The organism is Saliniferula longa (genome assembly GCF_050789285.1).
Taxonomy (GTDB): domain Bacteria; phylum Pseudomonadota; class Alphaproteobacteria; order Rhodobacterales; family Rhodobacteraceae; genus CAVPWP01.
The window spans coordinates 1,252,099-1,274,142 of the sequence record NZ_JBOUVX010000001.1 but is presented as its reverse complement, the minus strand read 5'-3'; the positions used below and the strand labels follow the sequence as shown (position 1 = coordinate 1,274,142).

Annotated in this window: 17 protein-coding genes; 10 read left to right on the top strand and 7 right to left on the bottom strand. The window is 66.4% G+C overall.

Annotation, left to right across the window (positions count from 1 at the left end; genetic code table 11):
* Window positions 1-97: 97 nt before the first annotated feature.
* Entirely contained in the window at window positions 98-784 is a 687-nt protein-coding gene (locus ACRDNQ_RS06005; RefSeq protein ID WP_431827719.1) for an alpha/beta hydrolase, read from the top strand.
* 185 nt (window positions 785-969) lie between these two features.
* Here ACRDNQ_RS06005 and ACRDNQ_RS06000 read toward each other — a convergent pair whose 3' ends face one another.
* The 4 genes from ACRDNQ_RS06000 to ACRDNQ_RS05985 form a co-directional block, all read right to left on the bottom strand.
* The gene (locus ACRDNQ_RS06000) at window positions 970-1,182 is read right to left on the bottom strand and encodes a hypothetical protein (RefSeq protein WP_431827718.1); all 213 of its coding nucleotides are present in this window, start codon (window positions 1,180-1,182) and stop codon (window positions 970-972) included.
* Window positions 1,179-1,967 carry a DUF2092 domain-containing protein gene (locus ACRDNQ_RS05995; protein WP_431827717.1) on the bottom strand — a complete coding sequence of 263 codons (789 nt, stop codon included), beginning with the start codon at window positions 1,965-1,967 and terminating at the stop codon, window positions 1,179-1,181. Before ACRDNQ_RS05995 ends, ACRDNQ_RS06000 begins: the two co-directional genes overlap by 4 nt.
* A 160-nt stretch (window positions 1,968-2,127) precedes the next feature.
* Window positions 2,128-4,647: an arylsulfatase gene (locus ACRDNQ_RS05990; protein WP_431827716.1), complete on the bottom strand. Its 2,520-nt coding sequence runs from the start codon at window positions 4,645-4,647 to the stop codon at window positions 2,128-2,130.
* Window positions 4,648-4,876: 229 nt separating this feature from the next.
* Window positions 4,877-5,887 carry a helix-turn-helix domain-containing protein gene (locus ACRDNQ_RS05985; RefSeq protein WP_431827715.1) on the bottom strand — a complete coding sequence of 337 codons (1,011 nt, stop codon included), beginning with the start codon at window positions 5,885-5,887 and terminating at the stop codon, window positions 4,877-4,879.
* A gap of 273 nt (window positions 5,888-6,160) precedes the next feature.
* Here ACRDNQ_RS05985 and ACRDNQ_RS05980 point away from each other — a divergent pair, with 273 nt between their 5' ends.
* Window positions 6,161-7,534, top strand: coding sequence for a homospermidine synthase (locus tag ACRDNQ_RS05980; protein WP_431827853.1), 1,374 nt, complete (start codon window positions 6,161-6,163; stop codon window positions 7,532-7,534).
* 212 nt (window positions 7,535-7,746) lie between these two features.
* Here the strand turns inward: ACRDNQ_RS05980 and ACRDNQ_RS05975 are convergent, their stop codons facing one another.
* Together ACRDNQ_RS05975 and ACRDNQ_RS05970 are read right to left on the bottom strand one after the other, a co-directional pair.
* Entirely contained in the window at window positions 7,747-9,309 is a 1,563-nt protein-coding gene (locus ACRDNQ_RS05975; protein WP_431827714.1) for a hypothetical protein, read from the bottom strand.
* Between the two features lie 322 nt (window positions 9,310-9,631).
* Window positions 9,632-10,477: a bestrophin-like domain gene (locus ACRDNQ_RS05970; protein WP_431827713.1), complete on the bottom strand. Its 846-nt coding sequence runs from the start codon at window positions 10,475-10,477 to the stop codon at window positions 9,632-9,634.
* A gap of 502 nt (window positions 10,478-10,979) precedes the next feature.
* Between ACRDNQ_RS05970 and ACRDNQ_RS05965 the strand changes: the two genes are divergently transcribed.
* The 5 genes from ACRDNQ_RS05965 to ACRDNQ_RS05945 all read left to right on the top strand — a co-directional run bounded on the left by ACRDNQ_RS05965 (window position 10,980) and on the right by ACRDNQ_RS05945 (window position 17,768).
* Window positions 10,980-12,158, top strand: a complete 1,179-nt coding sequence (locus ACRDNQ_RS05965; RefSeq protein ID WP_431827712.1) for an MFS transporter — start codon at window positions 10,980-10,982, stop codon at window positions 12,156-12,158.
* A 167-nt stretch (window positions 12,159-12,325) separates the two neighbouring features.
* Entirely contained in the window at window positions 12,326-14,008 is a 1,683-nt protein-coding gene (locus ACRDNQ_RS05960; protein ID WP_431827711.1) for a gamma-glutamyltransferase family protein, read from the top strand.
* Window positions 14,001-15,185 carry a GNAT family N-acetyltransferase gene (locus tag ACRDNQ_RS05955; RefSeq protein WP_431827710.1) on the top strand — a complete coding sequence of 395 codons (1,185 nt, stop codon included), beginning with the start codon at window positions 14,001-14,003 and terminating at the stop codon, window positions 15,183-15,185. Before ACRDNQ_RS05960 ends, ACRDNQ_RS05955 begins: the two co-directional genes overlap by 8 nt.
* Window positions 15,182-16,003 (top strand): thioesterase domain-containing protein, encoded by an 822-nt coding sequence (locus ACRDNQ_RS05950; protein ID WP_431827709.1) that lies wholly within the window; start codon window positions 15,182-15,184, stop codon window positions 16,001-16,003. Before ACRDNQ_RS05955 ends, ACRDNQ_RS05950 begins: the two co-directional genes overlap by 4 nt.
* Window positions 15,993-17,768 (top strand): AMP-binding protein, encoded by a 1,776-nt coding sequence (locus ACRDNQ_RS05945; protein ID WP_431827708.1) that lies wholly within the window; start codon window positions 15,993-15,995, stop codon window positions 17,766-17,768. The genes ACRDNQ_RS05950 and ACRDNQ_RS05945 overlap by 11 nt, the downstream gene beginning before the upstream one ends.
* A 193-nt stretch (window positions 17,769-17,961) precedes the next feature.
* Here the strand turns inward: ACRDNQ_RS05945 and ACRDNQ_RS05940 are convergent, their stop codons facing one another.
* Window positions 17,962-18,252, bottom strand: a complete 291-nt coding sequence (locus ACRDNQ_RS05940) for a hypothetical protein (RefSeq protein WP_431827707.1) — start codon at window positions 18,250-18,252, stop codon at window positions 17,962-17,964.
* Window positions 18,253-18,273: 21 nt separating this feature from the next.
* Here ACRDNQ_RS05940 and ACRDNQ_RS05935 point away from each other — a divergent pair, with 21 nt between their 5' ends.
* The 3 genes from ACRDNQ_RS05935 to chrA all read left to right on the top strand — a co-directional run bounded on the left by ACRDNQ_RS05935 (window position 18,274) and on the right by chrA (window position 21,858).
* Window positions 18,274-19,215 (top strand): cytochrome P450, encoded by a 942-nt coding sequence (locus ACRDNQ_RS05935; protein WP_431827706.1) that lies wholly within the window; start codon window positions 18,274-18,276, stop codon window positions 19,213-19,215.
* 406 nt (window positions 19,216-19,621) lie between these two features.
* Window positions 19,622-20,458, top strand: a complete 837-nt coding sequence (locus tag ACRDNQ_RS05930; protein WP_431827705.1) for a chromate resistance protein ChrB domain-containing protein — start codon at window positions 19,622-19,624, stop codon at window positions 20,456-20,458.
* Complete coding sequence (gene chrA, locus ACRDNQ_RS05925) at window positions 20,455-21,858, top strand: chromate efflux transporter (protein ID WP_431827704.1); 1,404 nt, start codon at window positions 20,455-20,457, stop codon at window positions 21,856-21,858. The genes ACRDNQ_RS05930 and chrA overlap by 4 nt, the downstream gene beginning before the upstream one ends.
* The last annotated feature ends 186 nt before the right edge of the window (window positions 21,859-22,044 follow it).

Genomic DNA, 22,044 nt, shown 5'->3' with positions numbered 1-22,044 from the left:
CTTGCCCATGACACTGGCTTCCGCCGGCCTGCCTGTTGTGGCACTGTAGCGCGGTGGGCGTTGGACGACGTGCCGCGCCCCTGCGGGAGAGACCAGCATGCCGGTCACCTTCGTCTTCGTCCACGGCGGCTTCGGATCGCCGGCTGAACTCGCGCCGACCGTGCCCCATCTCGAAGCCCGGGGGCACAGCGTCATCAACGTCGATCTGCCCAGCGAAAGCCCCGAGGCCACCCTGGAAGACTACGCCGACGCGGTGGTCCGGGCGATGGCAGGCGCGACAGGCCGGCGCATCCTTGTCGCCCATTCGGCCGGGGGCGCGACGATCCCTCTCGTGGCGTCCAGGATCCCGGTGGACCAGATGGTGTTCGCCGCCGCCATCCTGCCCGAGCCGGGACAATCGATCTACGACGCCCTGGGCCCGTCGACCGCGGACGCCATCATGGCGGTCTCGCTCGACAATGGCGACGGGACGCGGTCGTTCGATTTCGAGCTTCTCGCCACCCTGGTGCCGCCGGAGCAGCGCGACGCCTACGTGGCGTTCGTTCAGGCGACGCAGCGACGGCAAGGCATGGCGGCGATCCATCAGCCCTGGCCGGGCGCCGCCCTGCCCGACGCGCCCTGCGCCTATATCCTGTGCACCGAGGATCAGATCATCCCGCCCGACCGGCAGCGCGCCTTCGCGGCCTCCCTTGGCGTCACGCCGATCGAGATCACCTCGGAGCATTCGGTCTTCGCGATGAACCCCGAGGCTCTGGCCGCCATCCTCGCGTCCCTCGCCGCCTGAGTGGCGGGTCATTCCAGGCGCCTGGGTGCGGTGGCGTCACCGTGCGACGACCTCGGCCGGCCTCGCGCTTGATGATCCCGAGCACGGTCGTGTCGGCGGCGCAGAAACGGCCGCGTTACCCCGCGGGGCATTTCCCTTCGGTTCCGGTCTGCATCCGCCTCGAGGTTGATCGAAGAAGCTTGATCCTAACAGACATAAACGCCGACGGCGCAGCGCCGGACAGACCTGCGCGCGACACCTGCGACGCTCACGGGCGTCAGCGGACGGCCGACGATGGCATGTGCCGGTCCGGCGTAACCGTGCATACCCGGCACTTTGAAGCTGTCGCCGACCTCGAGCGTTGCAATGCCAAGGACAATGGCGAGGAAGATTGCACTGATGCGTTTGATGGGTCTCACTGAGCGTCTCCAATGACGAAGATTTCAGGCAGGGCTTGCATGAGCGATGTCATCGCGTCGAGTTCGACCTCAGTCGCACCATCGGGGATTTCGACTGAAAGGTCGTCCGCGGCCACATCGGTCGTCCAGTTCCTGATCTGAATATCGTACTGCGGCTGATGCGGAACGTCGCGGGCCGACAACACGTAGCGACAGGGATGAGGAATGTCGCCCTGAGCGATCCAGACCTGAAGATCAAGCTCGTCATTGCGCAGCGCGATATGATCGCATTCCTGCCCGCCTATCACGCCCGAGCCAAGATCCTTGACGTCTGTTACGCCCTCAAGAAGGACCGCCTGGGGGTTTGCCATCAGAAGGTCCGCACCGGGAAGGATCACGCCATGGTCTTCGCGCAACGTGTCGATCATGCTGTCGACGGTGCCGTCGAGCACAGTCTGAGCGTAGACATTGCTGTTCCGTCCGATCAGCGTGAAGGTGCTTCCGTCAAAGCCCAGTTCCACGCTCGAAAAGCCGCCCACCCGTGTCGCATGGATGCTGCCCGGTCTGGCGACCGCAACCGTCCCGGAAGTTGCAAGACCGATCTTCTGATCTTCGGTGGTGACGATTTCCAATGTCGAATCGTAAGTGAACTTGAAGGTTTCAAGTCCGGTCATGTAGTCGGACATGGCGGCGAGGAGTGTTCGCGCGTCGGCTTCGTCGGCCGCCGCGGGCGAGGTCATCGCCATCAGCGCGAGCACACCGGCCGCCGCGACGCTCCTGCCGGCGCGTTTTTCATTGGTCTTCATCGAATATGGTTCCTTGCATCCATGTGAAGTGGAACAACCGCTCATCGCGCCCTTGAAGCCTCCACTCGGCTGTTGATCTCGACAGCGCGTCTTTGCTTCAGCGCTGGCCCCAACCCAAAGCGAGGACGAACCTCGCCACAGGGCTGGGGCCGGCGGCGCGCTAGTCGCTCGCCGCCTTCATCGCGGCTTCGAGCTTGGCCTTGTCGGCGTCGGAAAGTTCCGGCCGGTCGACCTTGATCGTCAGCTTTTCAAGCGTCGCGGTCAGCGGGAATGGCGGCGCGTAGTCGGCGTCGTTCACCCCGGTAAGCGTGTCCGAGCCGATATCGAAAGCCTCGTCCCACTGCAGGATCATCGGCAGGGTCTGCTTCATCTCCTTGGTCTGCACGTCCTTGCCGTCGACCCGCAGCGTTCCGGTGCCGCCCTTGCCGACGCCGCTGAAGTCGTTGAAGGCCAGCGTGCCCGCGCCCATGCCGTCGTACTTGAAGTCGAACTCGATAACGTGCTTGCCCGGCGTCAGCACCTCGGTCCCCTCCCACTTGATCCGGTCGAGGTTGACCATGTTCCACAGGAACACGGGCTTGCCATCCTTCAGGTAGAAGCCATAGCCCCCGAAGCGGCCGCCCGAGGTCAGGATCATCCCCTGCGGCGCCGTGCCTTCAGGCACGTCGATCTCGGCGGTGATGGTGTAGGAGGTGTTCAGCAGCAGCGGCGAGTCGCCCTGCGGCAGGCCGGTCATCGGCCGGATATAGACGAACTCGGTCCGCCCCGCGGTGATGTTCGGGCGCGGCGCGACGATGCGAGAGGCCACCGAGGCGTCCATCGGAAGGATCTGGTACTTCTTCGCCTCCTCTAGGAAGATCGCCCGCATCTCTTTTACCTTGTCGGGGTTCGCCGCGGCGATGTCGTTGGTCTGGTTCATGTCGGTCGTCAGGTCGTAAAGCTGGAAATCCTGGTTGTTGAGCGGGTCGGGATTGGCGGGACCGAAGGCCTGCCAGGGCGCACGGTTGACCTTCGTGCTCAGAAGCCAGCCCTCGTGGTAAAGCGCGTACTGGCCCATCATCTCGAAGTACTGGGTGGTGTGGCGCGTCGGCGCGGTCGCGTTCGCCGCGTCGAAGGTATAGGCGAAGCTCGTCCCCTCGATCGGCGCCTGCGCGATCCCGTCCACCTCCTTGGGCGCCGGGATGCCCGTCACCTCGAGAATGGTCGGCACCACGTCGATCACGTGCATGAACTGGTCGCGCCGCCCGCCCTTGTCGGTGATCTTCGCGGGCCAGGAGACGACCATGTTCTGCCGGATGCCGCCAAGGCGCGAGGCGTTCTGCTTGAACCAGTCGAACGGCGTGTCGAAGGCCCAGGACCACCCGGCCGACATGTGGTTGTAGGTCTGTTCGGTGCCCCAGACGTCGTACCACTTCATCTGCGTCTCGGCCGGGATCTCGTTCAGGCCGTTGAAGAACGCGACCTCGTTCGGCGTGCCCAAAGGCCCGCCCTCGGCGCTCGTGCCGTTGTCGCCGTTGATGTAGAAGATCAGCGTGTTGTCGAGTTCGCCGATATCATCGATGGCCTCGATCACGCGCCCGATCTCGTGGTCGGAATAGGCGGCGTAGGCGGCGAAAACGTTCACCTGCTTGATGAAAAGCTTCTTCTCGGTGTCGGTCAACTGGTCCCAGGGCTTGAGGATGTCGGCGGGCCAGGGCGTGAGAGTCGCGTCCTGGGGCACGAGGCCCATCTTCTTCTGGTTCTCGAAGATCGTCTGTCGCAACGCCTCGTAGCCGTCATCGAAGAGGTTCATCGCCTCGATCTTTTCGACCCACTCCTTCGTCGGATGGTGCGGGGCGTGGGTGGCGCCGGGCGCATACTTCACGAAAAAGGGCTTCGACGGCGCGATCTGGTGCAGGTTGGTGATGTGCGCGATCGCGTCGTCGGCCATCGCCGTGACCAGGTTCCACTCGCCCTCGGCGTCGTCGAAGGGATAGATCTGCGTGGTGTTGCGGAAAAGGTTCGGCTGCCACTGGTTCGCGTCGCCGCCCACGAAGCCGTAGAAGTATTCAAAGCCCATGCCGGTCGGCCACTGGTCGAAGGGGCCGGCCTGGCTGGCCTGGAACGCGGGCGTGTTGTGGTCCTTGCCGAACCACGCCGTCGAGTAGCCGTTGTCAAGCAGGATGCGCCCGATGGTGGCCTTGTCCGGCGCGATGATGCTGTTGTAGCCGGGAAAACCCGTCGACTGCTCCGAGATCACGCCGAAGCCGACCGAATGGTGATTGCGCCCGGTGATGAGGGCGGCACGCGTCGGCGAACACAGCGCCGTGGAATGGATCGACGTGAAGCTCAGCCCCTCGGCGGCCAACTGGTCCATCGTCGGGGTGGGAATGACGCCCCCGAAGGTGCTGGGGACCGCGAAGCCCGCATCGTCGGTGATGATCAGCAGGATGTTCGGGGCGTCCGCCGGCGGGACGACCTGCGGCGGCCACCACGGCGTCGACTGAAGCGCCCCGTCCGCGATCGTGCCGCCGAACGGCAGCGGCTCGGGCGGCAGCTGGCTGCCGTCGATCGTCCGGGTCCCATCCGGTGCCCCCACCGCCGGCTGACCTGCCGCGGTCTGCGCGGCAAGCGGCGTGGCCAAACCGATCAGAGCGATGCCCAAGGCAGCGCCCAGCTCCAGAATCCCGGTCTTGGACATTGTGTCTTCTCCTCGAAGGTATCGACGGCACGCGGTCCCGTCGTTCTGTCGTCAATCAAACGGGGGGGCGAAATACTTCCGGCATCGAACGCGCAGCATCGTCGCGTGTGCGCGGGGCCCCACGCGATGACCCTGCGCCCTCTGTCGGAACAGTCAATTGAGGGAAGTCACGGCCAGGCGTGAAACTTACCCTTTCGCGCCAAATTCGCCATTCGCCACCCGGACGCGGTCAGGACTGGTGCCAGTAGTCGCGCGGCGAACGGTCGGTCCAGCGCCTGAAGGCGCGGGTGAACGCCGGGGGATTCGAATAGCCAAGCGCGGCGGCGACCTCGCCGATGGTCAGAGAGCCCTCTGCACCCAGCGTCAGCGCCCGCGATCTGCGAACCCCGTTCAGAAGGGTCGAGAAATCGGTGCCTTCCTCGGACAGCTGCCGTTGCAGCGTCCGGGCGGACAGGCCGGACGACGCCGCCACCCGACCGATGTCCATCGACCCGTTCCCAAGCATCGTCTCGATCAGCACGGTGACCGAGTCGGACACGAGGTGCGATCGTCTGAGTTTCGGCCATTCGTCGGCAAAAGGGGCAGATGGCAGCTCTGGGTCCATCCGGCCCGGGTCGAACTTCGCCTGGGCGACGGCCTCGGCGATCTCGACCTCGAGATGGGGGTGCCGGGACGGCTGCACGGGGCATCGGAACCATGCCGCCGCATGGCTCAGGCCGGCATCGGGATGTGGCACCAGTTTCAGGTTCTGAAAGACCGGATCACCCGCTCCGGTCAGGCGAAGGATGCTTGCCACGATGGCGGCGACGTAAAGCTGAACGATATGAAGGGCTTCCCGGTCGAACCGACAGATCCAGGATTCCCGGAAACGGATGCCGGTCGCCGTCTCTTCGATCTGGATGACCTCGTGAGTGCAGTGGCGCGGCAGGGCGCGCGCGACCCGCTCGAGGCTGTCTCGCGGGGTCTCGGCGTTCAGGATCACGAGGCCGAGATTGGCAAGATCGCGAAGCGAGGTGCCCGCCACCACCCGCAAGGCCAGGTCCGGACCTTCGAGCCGGCTTTGCTGGCGGATGAACTCGACCCCGTTCAAGAGCGGGACAACCCGGTTGGGATGGTCGACCGAAAGAAACCCCAGATCGGCCGCGTCGAGTCGGCTTTGCACCGGCCGGCCGGCTTCCCGGAGCCAGAGCACCCACGGCACGACGGCCGCGGCGCGGATCAGCGGAACGGAGTTGGTCATCGCCTCGCCATTCGATGCGCCCGACAATGCGGAATACGCCGCACCGTGGCAAGCCCCGGACGGCGTCGCGGTCGACGCCCTCCGGCGATATCCGGCGATATCCGGCCGCGCAGGCCGTTCTGCCCTTTCGTCTTGGACCCTGCGTTGCTAGGAGTGACGGCTTCGGGGGCGGGCCGTCTCGGCCGGCGCCCGGCACGCCAGTCCATCGCCCGCGTGAGGAGCCCGAGCTTGACCCATTTCCCCTCGTACGGCCGCATCGACGGACCCATCGTGATGATCGGCTTCGGCTCGATCGGCCGGGGCACCCTGCCCCTGATCGAGCGTCATTTCGAATTCGACGCAAGGAAGGTCTATGTGATCGAACCGGAGCTGTCGGATCACACCTTTCTGGCCCAGCGGGGCGTCCACCACATCGAGGTGGCAATCACGCGCGAGAACTTCCGCGAGGTGCTGGGATCGGTGTTCGAGCGCGGCAAGGGGTTCTGCGTCAACCTCAGCGTCGACACGGCCTCTCTCGACCTCATGACCTACTGCCGCGAGATGGGGGTTCTTTACATCGACACCGTGGTCGAGCCCTGGGCGGGCTTCTACTTCGAGACCGAAGACAACGCCGCGCGCACGAACTACGCGCTGCGGCAGGCCGTGCGGGACGAGAAGGCGCGCGCACCCGGCGGCACCACCGCGGTCAGCTGCTGCGGCGCCAACCCGGGCATGGTCAGCTGGCTTGTCAAGGACGCGCTGATGCTGCTGGTCCGCGATACGGGCCGCGCCGACCCGATGCCCGAAAGCCGGGAAGGCTGGGCCCGCCTTATGCAGTCGCTTGGCGTCAAGGGCATCCACATCGCCGAGCGCGATACCCAGAAATCGACGCGCCACAAGAGGATCGGCACCTTTGTGAACACCTGGTCGGTGGAAGGCTTCCTTTCCGAAGGCTTCCAGCCGGCCGAACTGGGCTGGGGCACCCACGAAACCTGGTTTCCCGAGGACGGCCACCGCCACGCGACCGGCTGCCGGTCGGCCATCTGGATCGCGCGCCCCGGCGCGATCACGCGCGTGCATACCTGGTGCCCGACCCCGGGTCCACAATACGGCTTTCTGGTCACGCACAACGAAGCGATCTCGATCTCGGACTACTACACGGTGGGCGACGCCGCGCGGCCGGACTATCGGCCGACCTGCCACTATGCCTACCATCCCTGCGACGACGCCGTGCTGTCGCTGCACGAGACATTCGGCTCCGGCCGCATCCAGGAGCGGCATCACATCCTGGACGAGAACGAGATCACGGAAGGCATCGACGAACTGGGCGTGCTGCTTTATGGCCACGAGAAGAACGCGCTCTGGTATGGCTCGCGCCTGTCGATCGAAGAGGCCCGCGACCTTGCGCCGTTCCAGAACGCCACCGGGCTTCAGGTGTCTTCCGCCGTTCTGGCCGGGATGGTCTGGGCGCTGGAAAATCCCCAGGCCGGCATCGTCGAGACGGACGAGATGGACCATGTCCGCTGTCTTGCCGTGCAGCGCCCCTACCTTGGCCCGGTCGAGGCGCATTACACCGACTGGACGCCGCTGACGAACCGCTGGACGCAGTTCGACGAGGACATCGACGAAAGCGACCCCTGGCAGTTCCGCAACATCCTGGCAAGCTGACGCCGGGATCGACCCACGCGATCCGCCTCGATCAGCCGCGCGCCCCGATCCGCGACGGCCTCCGGTCGTACCCCCAGATCGCGCCCGTCGGCTGAGCGCGCGGGTTGACCCTTGTCACCTTCGACCGCAGCCTGCGCGCCGTTCGGCAGGTGGTCCTTGCCCCAGGCGCGGCCGGGGTCGGTCGACGCGGGTGGGGTCGGCCTGCGACGTCGTCAGGGCGGTGGAGGCTCCGCTTTCCGTTCCTGCAAGAGCCGAAGCAGGTCGACGACGCTTTGCGGGCCCACCTCGATCGACCCGTCGACGCGAACGCCGACGCCGCCCTCTCCGACTTCCTGCGGCGCCCCGCGATCGAAGCGCGGGTCGAGGACTGCAAGTTCCGCGGGAAGCTGCGGGCAAAGCGGACTGTCTTCGAGAAGCAGGCCCACGGCTTCAAGCAGAAGCGCGCGCGCCGCCTGCGCCCGACCGCTTCCCGTGTCCATCTGGGCAAAGACGCCGGGCGGATCGCGCTCAAGGTCGAGCAGCCGGAACACGATGCAGTTTTCCACCACTTCGGTCGACATGTCGGCCCGCACGCCGATCGCGTCGGCATTCAGAAGCGCACTGCGCTCCCACGTGCCCGGGCCTGTTCGCACGCAGTCGTAGGTCGTCACGTCGAGCGTGGCCCGGGCGACAAGGGTCGCCCCGCGGCCTTCGATTTCCAGCCTGTCGAGCGTGACGCCGCCCCCGCAGGTTTCGACAAGGATCTCGCCGGCAAGAAGGTCCGGCAGTTGCGCCTGAAGGTCCCGCAGGTCGAGCGCGGTCGCGACACCGATCCGTGTCGGGCCGGCGACCGCCAACCCGATGTCGAGGCCATATGCGATCTCGCGGCCGCGGATTCCAAGCGTGTCATCGACACGCACCTCGAGGCGGTCCTGCGAGGCAGAGACGACGCGGGCCTTCCCGTCCGTCCCCGTCGCGGCCGGCTTGGCCGAGGCGAGGACGCGAAGAACCTTTTCCGCGCCCAGATCCACGGACCCTGAACCAGCCGCGCCGATGCCGCCAACGCCGATCTCGGTCAATGAGAAGGCGGAGAACTGCGGATCCAGCGGCGAAAGCCCATCCGGCAGGTCAGGGCAGACGGGGTTTGCCGACAGGGTTTCCCGTGTCTGCGCAAGGATCGCGGCGCGCGCCTTCTCCGTCACGCCGAAAAGCGTCGCAAGCCCGCCCAGAAGACCTCGGGGCGCAAGGTCGAGCTCCTCAAGACGGAATTCGATGCAGTCGCCCCGTAGGTCTCCCCCGATCGTCGCGACCACGTCGATCGACTGGGTGATGATCCGCCCGCCGCGCTTTTCGGTCTCGGTGCCGCGCTCATGACACCGGTAAAGCCGTGCGTCGACTGTGGCCCGGGCTTCGATCGCTGGCCCGACGGCCCGCGCCTGCCTGAAATTCACGTCGAGCCCGAGGCCGCAGGACGGATCGAACGCGCCCGTCAGCAAGTCCGGCAACGCCTGTTGCAGGGGGCGAAGATCGACAAGCGCATTCGCCGCGAGCCGCGTTCCCGTTCCCGGGGTCAGTCCCAGGAAGACCGTGAACGGCACGTCCTTCTCGCCCGCCTTGAAGCTTTCGACGATTCGGAACTCAACATCCCCGGCATAGGCGGTCGCATCCACCGGGCCGGTGAGATCGAGCGCGCGCGTCGCGGCGATGTCATCCGCGGCGCCCACGCATCCCGAAAGTGCCAGCGCACAGGCGCCGGCCCAAACCCTGAAGGCACCTGCGGCCCATGCGCGTTTCATCCACCCTCCCGCGTCGGGCACAGGACGGCCCGTCATTTGGTTGTGCCACAAATCCGGCGATTTGCCATCTGGGACGGCGACGCCCGGGCCTGCATCCATGCGGTGCGCCCCGGCTTGAAGCGCGCACGGCCAAAGGGGGGTCCGCCTGGTCCCGGAAAAGCGTGCGGTGTTCCGGGTGCACAGGCACCCGGGCCGGCCTTCCTGCGGATCGCCGGACGCGACATGCGGACCACGTGCTCTCCCCTTCCGCGGCACGCCGGCAAGGCAGCCCCACAAGGCCGTCCGGCGCAACGCACCGCCATGCCCTGAGGCGAAGGGCACCTCAGTCGGAGGGAACCGGCAAGGCCGCCTCCATCTCGCGGATGGTGGCAAGCATGGTATCGGGGTTCACCCTGATCGTGCCTTCCAGCGCGCGGTCCAGATCGAAGATCATGATCATCACGACGGAGAGTAGCCCCGCAAATGCGAACACATGCCAGGTCAGCCGTCGGCCCTGCAGGGCGCTCTGGTTGCCGACAAAGAAGATCGCAGCGAAGGATGCCAGAAAGATCGTGAGCTTGACGGGTGGCGGGATCTGTTCCTCTGCCGCGGCAAGCCGGAAGGTGTGGGCATCCAGCATGTCGGTGACGCTGCGCACGACCGCTGCCCGGATCGGGTCGGATGTGGCCCCGCCAATCGCCTGCATCGTGGCGGGCCAAATCCGCGACTGTGCCTCGAATGTCCGTTTCAGGAACGCATTCCACGCGTCTTCCGTCCGAATATCGTCACTGCTTGCGATGCGCGTCTGTGCGTAGGCAAGGATCCGAGACTGAAGATTTGTGCGCGCGGGGTCATCCACGAGGTTGGCGCTCAGGAAGGCCGTGCTGATTGCCGCCGCTTCTTGGACCAGCGCCGCTTGCCGGTCGCCGCGCCAGCCAAGCGCCGAACTGAAGGCGAAGCCCAGCAGAAGCCCAAGCAGGGCAAGCATCGCTCCAAGCGAGGTAGCACCCGACACCTGTTCGGACGGCGCGTCGGCGTCCTGTCGGCGGCGGTATGTGATCGTTCCAAGACGGAACCCAAGGAATGCCGCGATGGGAAGCGCAATGAGGGTCAGGACCGCGAGATAGGAAAACGGCAAGAGCGGCGCCGTGAACCCAATGTAGAGGTCCGCTGTCTCGGTGCCTGCCATGTCATCTCGCTCCTTGCCGCGTCCGGCCTTCAACACTGGTGAAAAGGCTCGCCAGCTTTTTCGACCCCCGTCCATGACTTCGGTCAAGTGTCCACGGCCTTCCTGCGGCATTTCCGTGCAACCCCGCCACCGATGAACGCGCGGCGGCGGCCGCCAGATCGAGGGCGCGTCGAAGGAATGCTGACCCGGCGCCGCGACAGCGTCACCCCACATGGCAGGTCGCGGGCCGTCTTCTCTGCCAGCGATGGGACTGCAATGACCACCGCGCCCAGGCGGCCCGTCGCACCTGCGGGCAGCGATGCCCGCCCGATTGCGCCGTTTCCTGCGGCAGCGGCACAGGAGAGGGCTGACCGTTCTGCGGGAGGTTGCTTCCGCCGTGACGAGGCCAGCCCGGCCGCCCGTGCGGATTTAGAACTTTTTAGCATGTTCTGTAGGACCTTCCCGCCGATCTGGCGCAAAGTCATCTCGCTGCCAACCTGGCGGCGGTCGATCGCGGGGCGGCATGGAACACGCAGCGGCGCGCTGGCGGATGCTGGCCATCCTGTTCATCGCGCGGACAGCGATGGCGTTTCAGTTCCAGATGGTCGGCGCGCTGTCGCCGCTGTTCGTCACCACCTACGGGGTCGGACTGGCCGACATCGGCCTGCTTGTGGGGCTGTATTTCGCGCCAGGCATCGTCATCGCCCTGCCCGGGGGGTCGCTGTCGGCGCGCTTTGGCGACAAGCGGCTGCTGGTTCTGGGTAGCGCGCTGATGCTGGCGGGCGGCGCCCTTGCGCTGCTGGTCGACGGTTTCGCCGGGCAGATCGCGGCGCGGCTGATCGCCGGTGTCGGCGGCGTCATGCTCAACGTGATCGGCACCAAGGCCGTCGCCGACTGGTTCGCGGGACGCGAGATCAGCACGGCGATGGCGATCTACATCAATTCCTGGCCATTCGGCATCGCGCTGGCGCTGGCGGTGCTGCCCGGTGTCGCGGCGCTGGGCGGGTTGGATTGGGCCTTGGGCAGCAGTGCCGCCCTTGCGGCGCTGGGCCTGGGGCTGTTGCTGGGGCTGTTCCGCGCCGCACCACAGGCTGCGGGCGGGGCCTTGCCCGCCGGGTGGCCGCACGGCGCGCGGCGCACCGGACTGGTCGCGGCGGCGCTGATCTGGGCCTTCGTCAACGCGGCGCTGATCCTTGCCTTCAGCTTTGGGCCCGCGCTTCTGACCCAGCGGGGCCTGCCCCTGGTCGCGGCCAGCGGCCTGACCAGCCTGTCGCTGTGGATGCTGGCCCTCTGCGCCCCGTTCGGCGGCATCCTCGCGGATCGGACGGGGGCGCGCGACGGCGTCATCCTGTGCGGGCTGGCGGTCTTCGGCGCGGGGCTGATCTCGATCCGAATCGGCCTGCCGCCGGCGCCGGGATTCGCGCTGATCGGGATCGGCACGGGCCTGTGCGCCGGGCCGATCATGACGCTGCCGGCGGCGGTGCTGGACCCCGCGACGCGCGCGTTGGGCATGGGGCTGTTCTTCACGCTCTATTACGCGGTCACGCTGAGTGGACCCGTGCTTGGCGGATGGCTGGCCGCGCTGACCGGATCGGCGGCGGGCAGCTTCGATGCGGCGGTGGTCCTGATCGGTCTTTGCGTGCTGTTGCTGCTGCTCGTCCGCCGGATAATCGCGGCCGGGCCGCACGATCGGCCCGCATGAGCCGGACCCGAGCCGTCGCACCTTTGACAGACAGTTCGACCCCGGGGCGGCTGGCACGGCAGGTCGCGAGGTCCTGAAGCCGGGGCCTGGCAAAGCCCTGCTTGGAAAAATTCATCGGTCGTGCAACGTTGCACCGCGGATCTTCCGCATGTCGATGGATTGTCAGAGTGCCTGGTTATTGCGTATCCGCCGGTCATCCGGATGCTGCCCGGATTGCGGCTTCCATTCTGGAGCGGGGTGGAAACGCCGTAGATGCTGGCGTGGCCGCCTGCCTGGCGCTGTCGGTTCTGCATGCCGAACAGGTCCAGATCGGCGGCATTTCCCCAATCATCGTCAAGATGGCGAACGATCCGTCGGCGCAGGTTGTCGATGGAGTCGGGCGCTGGCCCGCCGCAACCCGTGCGGATGTGTTCCGCGAACGGCACAGGGGCCGCATTCCCGTCGGCATCGCGCGCACCGTCGTGCCCGGCGCGGTTGGCGCGTGGATCACCGCCCTGCGGCGCTTCGGCACGATGCGCTTCGCCCACCTGGCCGATCCGGCCGCGCGGCTGGCTGCCGAGGGCTTTCCGGCGCATCGCGAACTGGTTGAAACCGTCGCCTCGCATGCGCGCAGTTATCTGAAGTACCCGGGCAACGCGCGGATCTGGATGCCGGGAGGCAGGATCCCCGACGTGGGCGACCAGATCACCTACCCCGAGCTTTCCCGCACCATCGAGCGCATGATCGCCGCAGACCGTGCGGCACCCGACCGCGAAAGCGGACTCGATGCCGTCTACGATCTGTTCTACCGCGGCGAAATTGCACGGGAAATGGTCTCGCACGTCGCCGACGAGGGCGGCTGGCTGGACCTCGAAGATCTAGCCACCCACACGACACGGGTCGAAGCCGCGACGCAGGCGCGGATATCGGGTGGAACGGTGTTCACCTGCGGGCCCTGGTCGCAGGGCCCGGCTCTGTCGCAGGCGCTCATGATCATCGAGCGATCCCTTCGGGGTATCCCCTTGGAACGCGAGGGCATCTTTTATCATCATGTTCTCGAGGCGCTAAAGCTGGCGCTCGCCGACCGGGACGCGCTTTACGGAGATCCGGACTTTGCCGACATCCCCATGGCACGGCTTCTCTGCGCGCAATACGCGGCGGATCGCGCGGGGCTGATCGATGGCGATAAGGCGCATCCCGCCTTGCCGCACCCTGGCCTGCCGGGCGCGGCAAAGCGCGATGGGGCGATTGGCAGCGACCAGATGGCGCTCGACACATCCGTCGCGGTCGTGGCGGATTCGGGTGGCAACGTATTTGCCGCAACCCCAAGCGATGCGGCAAGCGACGGCCCTGTCGTGCCTGGCCTGGGGTTCGTGATCTCCACCCGGGGAAGCCAGTCGTTCGTCGAACCCACCCATCGGGCCGCCGCGGCGCCGGGCCGAAGGCCCCGGGTCACGGCCTGCCCGACGCTTTTCGTTCACGACGACGGGCGCGTGGTCGCAGGGGGCGGGCCCGGTGGCGATTATCAGCTTCAGGCGATGACCCAGGTCCTTGCGCGGCATCTGTTCCGGGGAGAGTCTCTGGCGGCCGCGGTCGCAGCGCCGCGTGTCTTCACCCAAAGCGCACCGCAGTCGTCGTCGCCCCATCTTGTGTTTCCAGGTCGCATCAGCGTGGAGGACGAGGTGCCGGAAGGCGTGTTCGACGACCTCGTCAGGCGCGGTCACAAGGCCGTCCGCACGCCGGCGGCGGGGGTTGGCAAGGCCTCGCTCTGCCTTGTGTCGGTGGGTGCAGGCGGCGACGAGGCGCCGGCCGACCCCAGGCGCGCAAGCGGCCAGATCCTTCAGGCAGGGGGCGGCGATGTCATTGGGTGAGGCAGCGCAGGACGGTGCGGGCTGGTCCACGCAGTCCCATTCCTCGATCCTGGAAATCCCCGCATCGGACTGGAACGCCTGCGTCGGACACGACGACCCGCTGTTGCGTCACCAGATGCTCGACGCGCTGGAACGCAGTGGCGTCGCCAGCGCCGAGAACGGTTTCACGCCCTGCCACGTGGTCCTGAAGGACGCCGGGGGCCGCATCGTCGCGGCCGCGCCGGCATACCTCAAGACGAACTCGAAGGGTGAACTTGGTGCCGACATCGGCCACGCGATAGCGCACCGACGCGTCGTGGGAGAGTACTTTCCGAAACTCCAGGTCGAAGTGCCGATGGTGCCCTTCTCGGGGCAAAGGCTGCTCGTTCGCGGGGGCGTGGATCGCCGGGTGGCGATCAGAAGGCTGGCGGAAGCCCTTCAGGCCACCGCGGAAGAGCGCGGAGCGTCCTCTGTCCAGATCTCTTACCTTCGTGACGGCTCGGACGAGGTGGACGCGCTTGCGGCCTGCGGTTTCGCGATGGGCCAGTCGAACACCTACACCTGGCAAGCCGGCGACGAGACGTCTTTCGACCAATTCCTTGGTCGAATGATCACCAAGCGTCGCACCGAGATCAAGCGGCACCGCCGCAGGCTGGCCGATGAAGGCGTGTCGTTCCGGCACTATCGCGGGGCAGAGATCCCGGCGGACATGTCGGCGACTTTCTTTCCCCTCTATGTCGACAACTTCTTGCGCCATCGGTCCGAGACATGGCTCAACCAGTCGTTTTTTGACCACGTGTTTCGAACGATGAGCGAGCGTATAGATGTCTCCGTCTCCACCGTCGGCGGCGAATTGGCCGGGGCGGTGTTTTCGGTCGCCGGCCCGTCGCGCGGATATTCGCTCTACTGGGGCCAGAGGGCAGCCATGCGATTTCTGTATTTCGATCAGGTGATTTACCGCGCCATCGAACGCGCTTTTGTGACCGGGCTGGAGTGTCTCGATTTTGGCGCAACCGGAGAGCACAAGGCCCACTACGGGCTTGCACCAAGTCCGACGCACCACGCCTTCTGGTACCGCTCGCCCGCATTTCGCGACGTGGCCATCGCCGCATGCCACGGCCGGACCCGAACGGCAGAGGCCGAGCGTATGGCGGAAACAGCGCGACTTCCCTTCGTGCGGTCAGGGGAGCGGCAGTGACACACACGCGCCCCACGCAAGGCCTATCCCCGATACTGCACAGACTGACGGACGCAGATCGCCCCGGGTCGCTGGTCGTCTTTCCGGATTTCGGCGGCAACACGATCTATGCCCGATCCCTGGTTTCCAGCCTTGCTTCGACCCTGTCCTGCTATGCCCTCCGGCTGCCGGCGGACCTCATCACGGAACCGGACGCGCAGTCCCTTGAAGTGGTCGCAGGGCGGTTTGCGGAAGAGATCCTGAGCCACGGGCTTCATCCCCCCCTACAGCTTCTTGGATTTTCGTTCGCCGGCGCCCTGGCCTATGAAACCGGACGGCAACTCGATCTGCGCGGCGCGCGGCCCGACATGGTGTGGATCCTCGATCTTCCGCTGAGAAAGCCCCTGGGGCTGCGCGAATTTCTCAAGCATCCCGTCCATCATGCCAAGGCCATCCGCAGACATCTTCGGCTCAATTGGCGCCGTCTGATTTTGCGGAAACAGGATCCCTCCGTCCTGTCCGCCTACGGGATCTGGCGCATCGACCTGTCGCGGCACCCCGAGTCCTACCGAACCGTGATGCGGTTTCTCTATGAAGCATTCAGGCTTTACCGACCGGCCCCAAGTTCTGCCCCGGCAACGGTGCTGCGGGCCAGCGGATCGCACTACCGCGATTGGCTTGGTGACTCCTTGGGTTGGTCCGACATGGTGCGAGGCCCGGTCACGGTACACACGGTGCCCGGCGACCACCTTTCCATGCTGAACGATCCTGAAAACGCATCCGTCATTGCAAGACGGATCGCGCACTCCGTGAACCAAGAGACGCATCGTGACACCTGACCAGACGACAATCAGCCTGCCCGGGGATGACGGCTGGCGCCGCTTTTCGCAGAGGTTCGACCAGATCTTCGATCGCACCGACGGCACCCTCTTCGCAGACCTGGAAACCGGCCCCCTCACCTACGCGGCATGCCGGGCCGAGATGCTGCGGCTTGCGGACAGGCTGCGCCGGGCGGGTATCGAGCCGGGCGACAGGATCATCGTCCATTGCGATCAGGCGCGCCGGGCCATCGTGCTGTTTCTTGCCATGCTGCGATCCGGGATCACGCCCGTGATGGCCGATGCAGCGGCGACGGACGCCGAGCTTTCGGAGCTTGTCGGCCTCTGCCGGGCAAGGGCGCTTGTTACCGACGGGGTGTCCGGCGAAGCAGAGCTGCGCCTTTTCGCCCCGGACGGCTCGATTGACCGTCTGCGGCTTGAAGAGGATCGCGATGGCGCGCCGCCCGACCGGTTTGCCGACCCACAGGACGTGCCCCAGGTCGCGGTGCTGGTCCTGACATCGGGAACGACCTCGGCGCCAAAGGCCATCGAACTCACGTTCGCAAACCTCGTCGCGCAGCTTGACATCTTCCATGAGGTTTACGGCTTCGACGAGACGTCGCGGCTGTTCAACCTGTTGCCCCTGCATCATGTGGACGGACTCATACGCGGCCCCCTCACCGCGATCTGGTTTGGCGGCAGTCTGCATCGGCCCATGCGATTTTCCGTCCAGGCTGTTCCGGCGATCCTCGACTACGTCAGGAATGGCCGCGTCACGCATTTCATCTCTGTTCCGGCGATGCTTCGCATCGTGCATCGTGTGGGGCGCGATCGCGCCTCCGTGTTTGACGCACCGGAGTTCAGGTTCGTTCTGTCCAGCGCCGACCTGCTTGACGAGGGTCTGTGGGAGGCCTTCGAAGACACCTTCGGCGTTCCGGTCGTGAACGCCTATGGACTGAGCGAAGTGGTCTGTGACGCCATTTTCGCGGGCCCTGACGGCGCCACCCGGCGGCGGGGCTCGCTTGGCCGTCCGGTGGGGTGCAAGGCCATGGTGCTCGATGCGCATGATCAGCCCGTGGCGCCCGGCGCGCCGGGCGAACTCGTGCTTTCCGGTCCGATCGTGATGCGGGGATATTTCGATGCGCCCGAGGAAACCGCGAAGGTGCTCAGGAACGGCCGCTTCTACACCGGCGATATCGTTCGCGTCGATCCCGACGGACTGTTCAGATTTGTTGGCCGGAAGAAAACCGCCATCGTTTCGGCGGGAAAGACCATTCACCCCGAAACGGCAACGCAGGTCCTCACGGCGATGCCCGGTGTCGCCGAGGCCTATGCCTTCGGCGTTCCCGATCCAACGATGGGCGAGCGGCTGGTCGCGGCCATCGTTCCGGCGCCCGATGCCGTGATCCGGCCCGAGGATGTTGCGGCGTACTGCCGGTCGCAGCTTTCATCGGAACGCTCGCCGCGCGAGTTCTTCATCGTGGATGCATTGCCCCGGACCCCGTCCGGCAAGGTGATGGCCGGCCACCTCCAGGCGATGTACGCGAGGCCAACCCCCGACGCGCCGGATGTGCTGGAGGTCGCCGCGCGATGCTTCAACCTGCCGGTCACAGAGCTTTCCCTGCAATCGACACCGTTCAACACCGAGGGCTGGGACTCGCTGGCCCATATCGAGTTGATCGACTCGCTCGAGGAGGCCTTCGACATTCAGTTCTCGGCGCTGCAGATAACGCAGATCATGTCGCTTGGAGACGCCCTGAGGGCGATCGAGGAGAATCTGGCGTGACCCGGCGGAGGCGCGTCGCGGTAGCGGTTGCGCGAGATGTGACAGTGGCAAACAAGAAGGCCCCGATCCGATGAGCGACAAGACACTCCGGGCGACACCCTCTCGTGCCGTGGATCTTCGTTCCTCGCGAAAGAAGGCGCTGTTCCAGAAGGTTGCCGACGGTCTTGGGGTGGGATCGTTGCAACGCGTCATCCTAAAGGCGAAATGGGCCGAGATCCGTCGCGGACACAGGTTGCCTCCCGGCGATTTCGAACCGCTGCACCCAAAGGAATGCCGCAACAGGCGGCTGGTGATGGAACGCTTCGCGCAGATGGGTCCGATCACTAGAACCGTGGACTTCGGTCGGATCTTCATTTGCATAGAAGGACTGGAACGCGCCCGCCGCCTCTTGAGCGACCACGCGAACGCGCTGCGCCCGGTCACGGTCGATATCGAACGTCTTGTTCCCAATGGGTTCCTGCGATCGATGGAAGGCGAGGTTCACAAGAAGTATCGCCAGGCCCTTGTGACCGCGCTTGCGGCGGCGCGCCCCTTCGAAGACGCGAAGCCCAGTCTGGAGTTTCTCGAGGGTCAGTTCGCCGCAATGGCCGGGGCCGTGGACGCCGGCCAGGATCCCGCTGCGGCGCTGATCGAGACGCTGAACCGCATCGCCAGTTCCGCACTGATCGACCTGGTGTTCGGGCTTGCGCCCGACCACCCAGATCACATCAAGATGTTGGAGGTTTATCATCGGCTTGGACCAGATCGCGTGATCTTCCAGATCGGCCCCGTCCAGCAAGCGTGCTTTGCCGACCTGCGCAAGATCCTGGATCGGCTGATCGCGGATGATCTGCTGGCACAGAGCGTGGCAGGTCACGCGCGGATAAGCGGGCGCCTGGACGAAACGCTGGCGGGAAATCTCATCTACATGGTCGAGGGCGGGCGACACGACATCGCGTCGCTGCTGCGCTGGGTTCTGCGGGACCTCGCATACGATCCCGCGTCCCAGACGGCACTCGCCCAGGAAGACGCGCGTGGCGACCCCGCCCGCCCCCTCGCCGTCGCCTTCGTCAAGGAGTCACTCAGGATGAACCAGATCGAGCGGCTCACCCGGTTGGCGAAGCAGGATATCGTGTTCGAGACCTGGCTCATTCCGAAGGGGTCGTTCATTCGCCTCTGCCTTTGGGAGGCGCACAAGGACCCCGAGGTCTTCGAACGGCCCTTCGAGCACTGTCCCGGCCGGTTCCTTGACTGGAACCCAGGACGCAATGCCTTCGCGCCGTTCGGGATCGACAAGCACAACTGCCCGTTCGAGAACGCGACGCTGCGCTTCTGTACTCTGGTGCTGGGGGCAATCCTTCGACACTGGCGATTGGGCCCGGTCAACGATGGCCCGGCCGTGCGAAACTACTATCAATGGGCGCCACCGCCGGCGTTCACAGTGGCCCTGTCGCCAAAGCTGGGGTGAGGACCGCGCTTCCAGTCTCGTGCCGGTTACGGGCGATGCCGAGGGGTGCATCGTCGCCCGTCTGCTGGCGTCGTCCGGCTTCGGACGCAGACAGCAAGGAAAGGCGACGCGCTGGATTGTTCCGATACAAATGCCTTTTATGTCGGCGAAGCCGACGCGGTCGAGATCACGTACCAGGTCTGAGAGGCGCACAATGCCGACTTCTGCCCGCAACGCCCCAAGCGCAGTATCCGGCCTGATGCAGGCTTCCAGCCTAAGCGGTGAGAACCGGCAGTCCGGCGCCTGCCCCTGTGGTTGACACCCGCCCACTGCTCACGCAGAGTTGGCCTATGGGGACCCGCGACCTCCCCACGAGGCGACAGCCGAAGTTCGCGTTCCACCCATCCGATGAATCGGAGGAACGCACATGCCTGCGCCTGACGCGATTTCCAGCGACAAGCTTGCCAAGCTCATCGGCACGCCGCGATGTCCCGACATTCTCGACGTGCGCCGCGACGTTGTCCGGGCAGAGGACCCGCAGCTTCTGCCAGGGGCGCGTGCGCTGACGGACACGGAAATCCAGGGCGACCCGCTCGACCGCCTTGTCGGCACGCTTTCGGGCCCAGTGGTCGTGATCTGCGCCGAAGGACACGGGCGCAGCCAGGGTCTTGCCGCGCTCCTGCGCACGAGGGGCGTGCCGGCGGAGTACCTCCATGGCGGACATGCCGCTTGGCGCGCGGCGGGACTGCCTGTCTTCGATCCCGGCAAGATCACCTGCCGCGACACGGGGGGCCGAAGCGTCTGGGTGACGCGGTCGCGTCCGAAGGTCGACCGCGTCGCCTGCCCCTGGCTCATCCGCCGCTTCATCGACCCGCGCGCGATGATCCTTTTCGTCTCGCCGGCCGAGGTCGCAAGCGTCGCCGCGCTTTATGGCGCCATGCCCTTTGACGTCGAGGACACCTTCTGGAGCCACCGGGGAGAGCGGTGCACCTTCGACGTGATGATCGAGGAGTTCGGGCTGCGAATCCCGGCGCTTGACCGGCTTGCAGCGATCGTGCGCGGCGCCGACACCGCACGACCCGACCTCGCACCCGAGGCGGCGGGTCTTCTTGCGGCCTCGCTGGGCCTGTCGCGGATGCACACGGACGATCACGAGCAGATCGAAGCGGGGATGACGCTTTACGACGCGTTCTACCGCTGGTGCCGGGACGCGACCGAAGAGACGCACGCCTGGCCGACGAACCGATCGGGCGGTGCCGCATGATGGACGCGCCGGACGACAAGACGCCCGCTGCGCCGATGGCGCCCCCCGCCTACCCCACGCTGAGCGACGCGACACGGGTCTGGGCGCGGATCGCGGCCCTGTCCTTCGGCGGGCCCGCCGGACAGATCGCCGTGATGCACCGCATCCTTGTCGAGGAGAAGCGCTGGCTCGGCGACGGGCGGTTCCTGCATGCGCTGAACTTCTGCATGCTCCTGCCCGGACCCGAGGCGCAGCAACTCGCCACCTACATCGGCTGGCTCATGCACGGGGTGCGCGGCGCGCTTGTCGCGGGCATCCTGTTCATCCTGCCCGGCGTGGCGGCCATCATGGCGCTCAGCTGGATCTACGCCATCTGGGGCGAGGTCGGCCTGGTCTCGGGGATGTTCTTCGGGCTGAAGGCGGCGGTCCTCGCCATCGTCGCGCAGGCGGTCATCCGCGTCGGCCGGCGTGCGCTGGAAAGCGCGGGGCTTCGCGTCATCGCAGCCGCCTCGTTCGTGGCGATCTTCGCGTTCGGCGTCCCGTTCCCGGTGATCGTCCTCGCGGCGGCTGTCGTCGGCTGGGTCGGGGCGGCGGCCGGACTTGCGATCTTCCGCGCCGCAGGCGGGCATGGAACCGCAGGGGCACGCCACGTCCACGACGCAGAGACGCTGCTCGGCGAAGAGGCCGGTGAGAGAGATCTCGCAGGGCGCGCCGCGGCGCGCCGCGCCGGGCTTGTCGCGCTGGCGCTCTGGCTGCTTCCGGTGGGCGTTCTCCTTCTGATCGCGCCCGGCTCGGTCTTCACCGACATCGCCGTGTTCTTCTCGCAACTCGCCGTCCTGACCTTCGGCGGCGCCTATGCGGTTCTCGCCTGGGTCGCGCAGGAGGCGGTCGGCACCTACGGCTGGCTCGCTCCGGGCGAGATGCTCGACGGCCTCGCCATGGCCGAGACGACCCCGGGTCCCCTGATCATGGTCCTGCAATTCGTGGGCTTCGTGGGGGCGTTCCGCGAAGCGGGCTGGACCGCGCCGCTTCTGGCCGGAACGCTGGGCGGGCTTCTCGCCACCTGGGTCACCTTTGCGCCGTGCTTTGCCTGGATCTTTCTCGGCGCGCCCTGGATGGAGCGACTCCGGGCGAACGCGATCCTGTCCGGCGCGCTCACCGCGGTGACCGCCGCCGTCGTGGGCGTCATTCTGAACCTCGCGCTGTGGTTCGCGGTCCACGTGGTCTGGCGCGAGGTCCTGAGGATCGAAGCGGGCCCCCTGTCGCTTGAGCTGCCGGTCCTGGGCTCGATCGACTGGGCCGCCGCCGCGTTGACCGTTCTCGCGATGCTGGCGGTCTTCCGGTTCGGCCTTGGAACCGCGACGGTGCTTGGCGGCGCGGCCGCGGCCGGCGTGGCCCTTCATCTGACCGGGCTTGCCTGACGATGCCACCGTCTTCCCGCGAAGGGCGCCGGCGCATCGGTGGGCGATCCGGGATCCACGACCCACTTCAGCCGCGTCTCCACCGAAGCTACGCCACGCGCGGCCTGACCGTGACGTCCCTTCGATTGTCAGACTTCCCCATGACGGGACCAGAGTGCGACACGCTGCATTTCGGAGGGTTTTCGC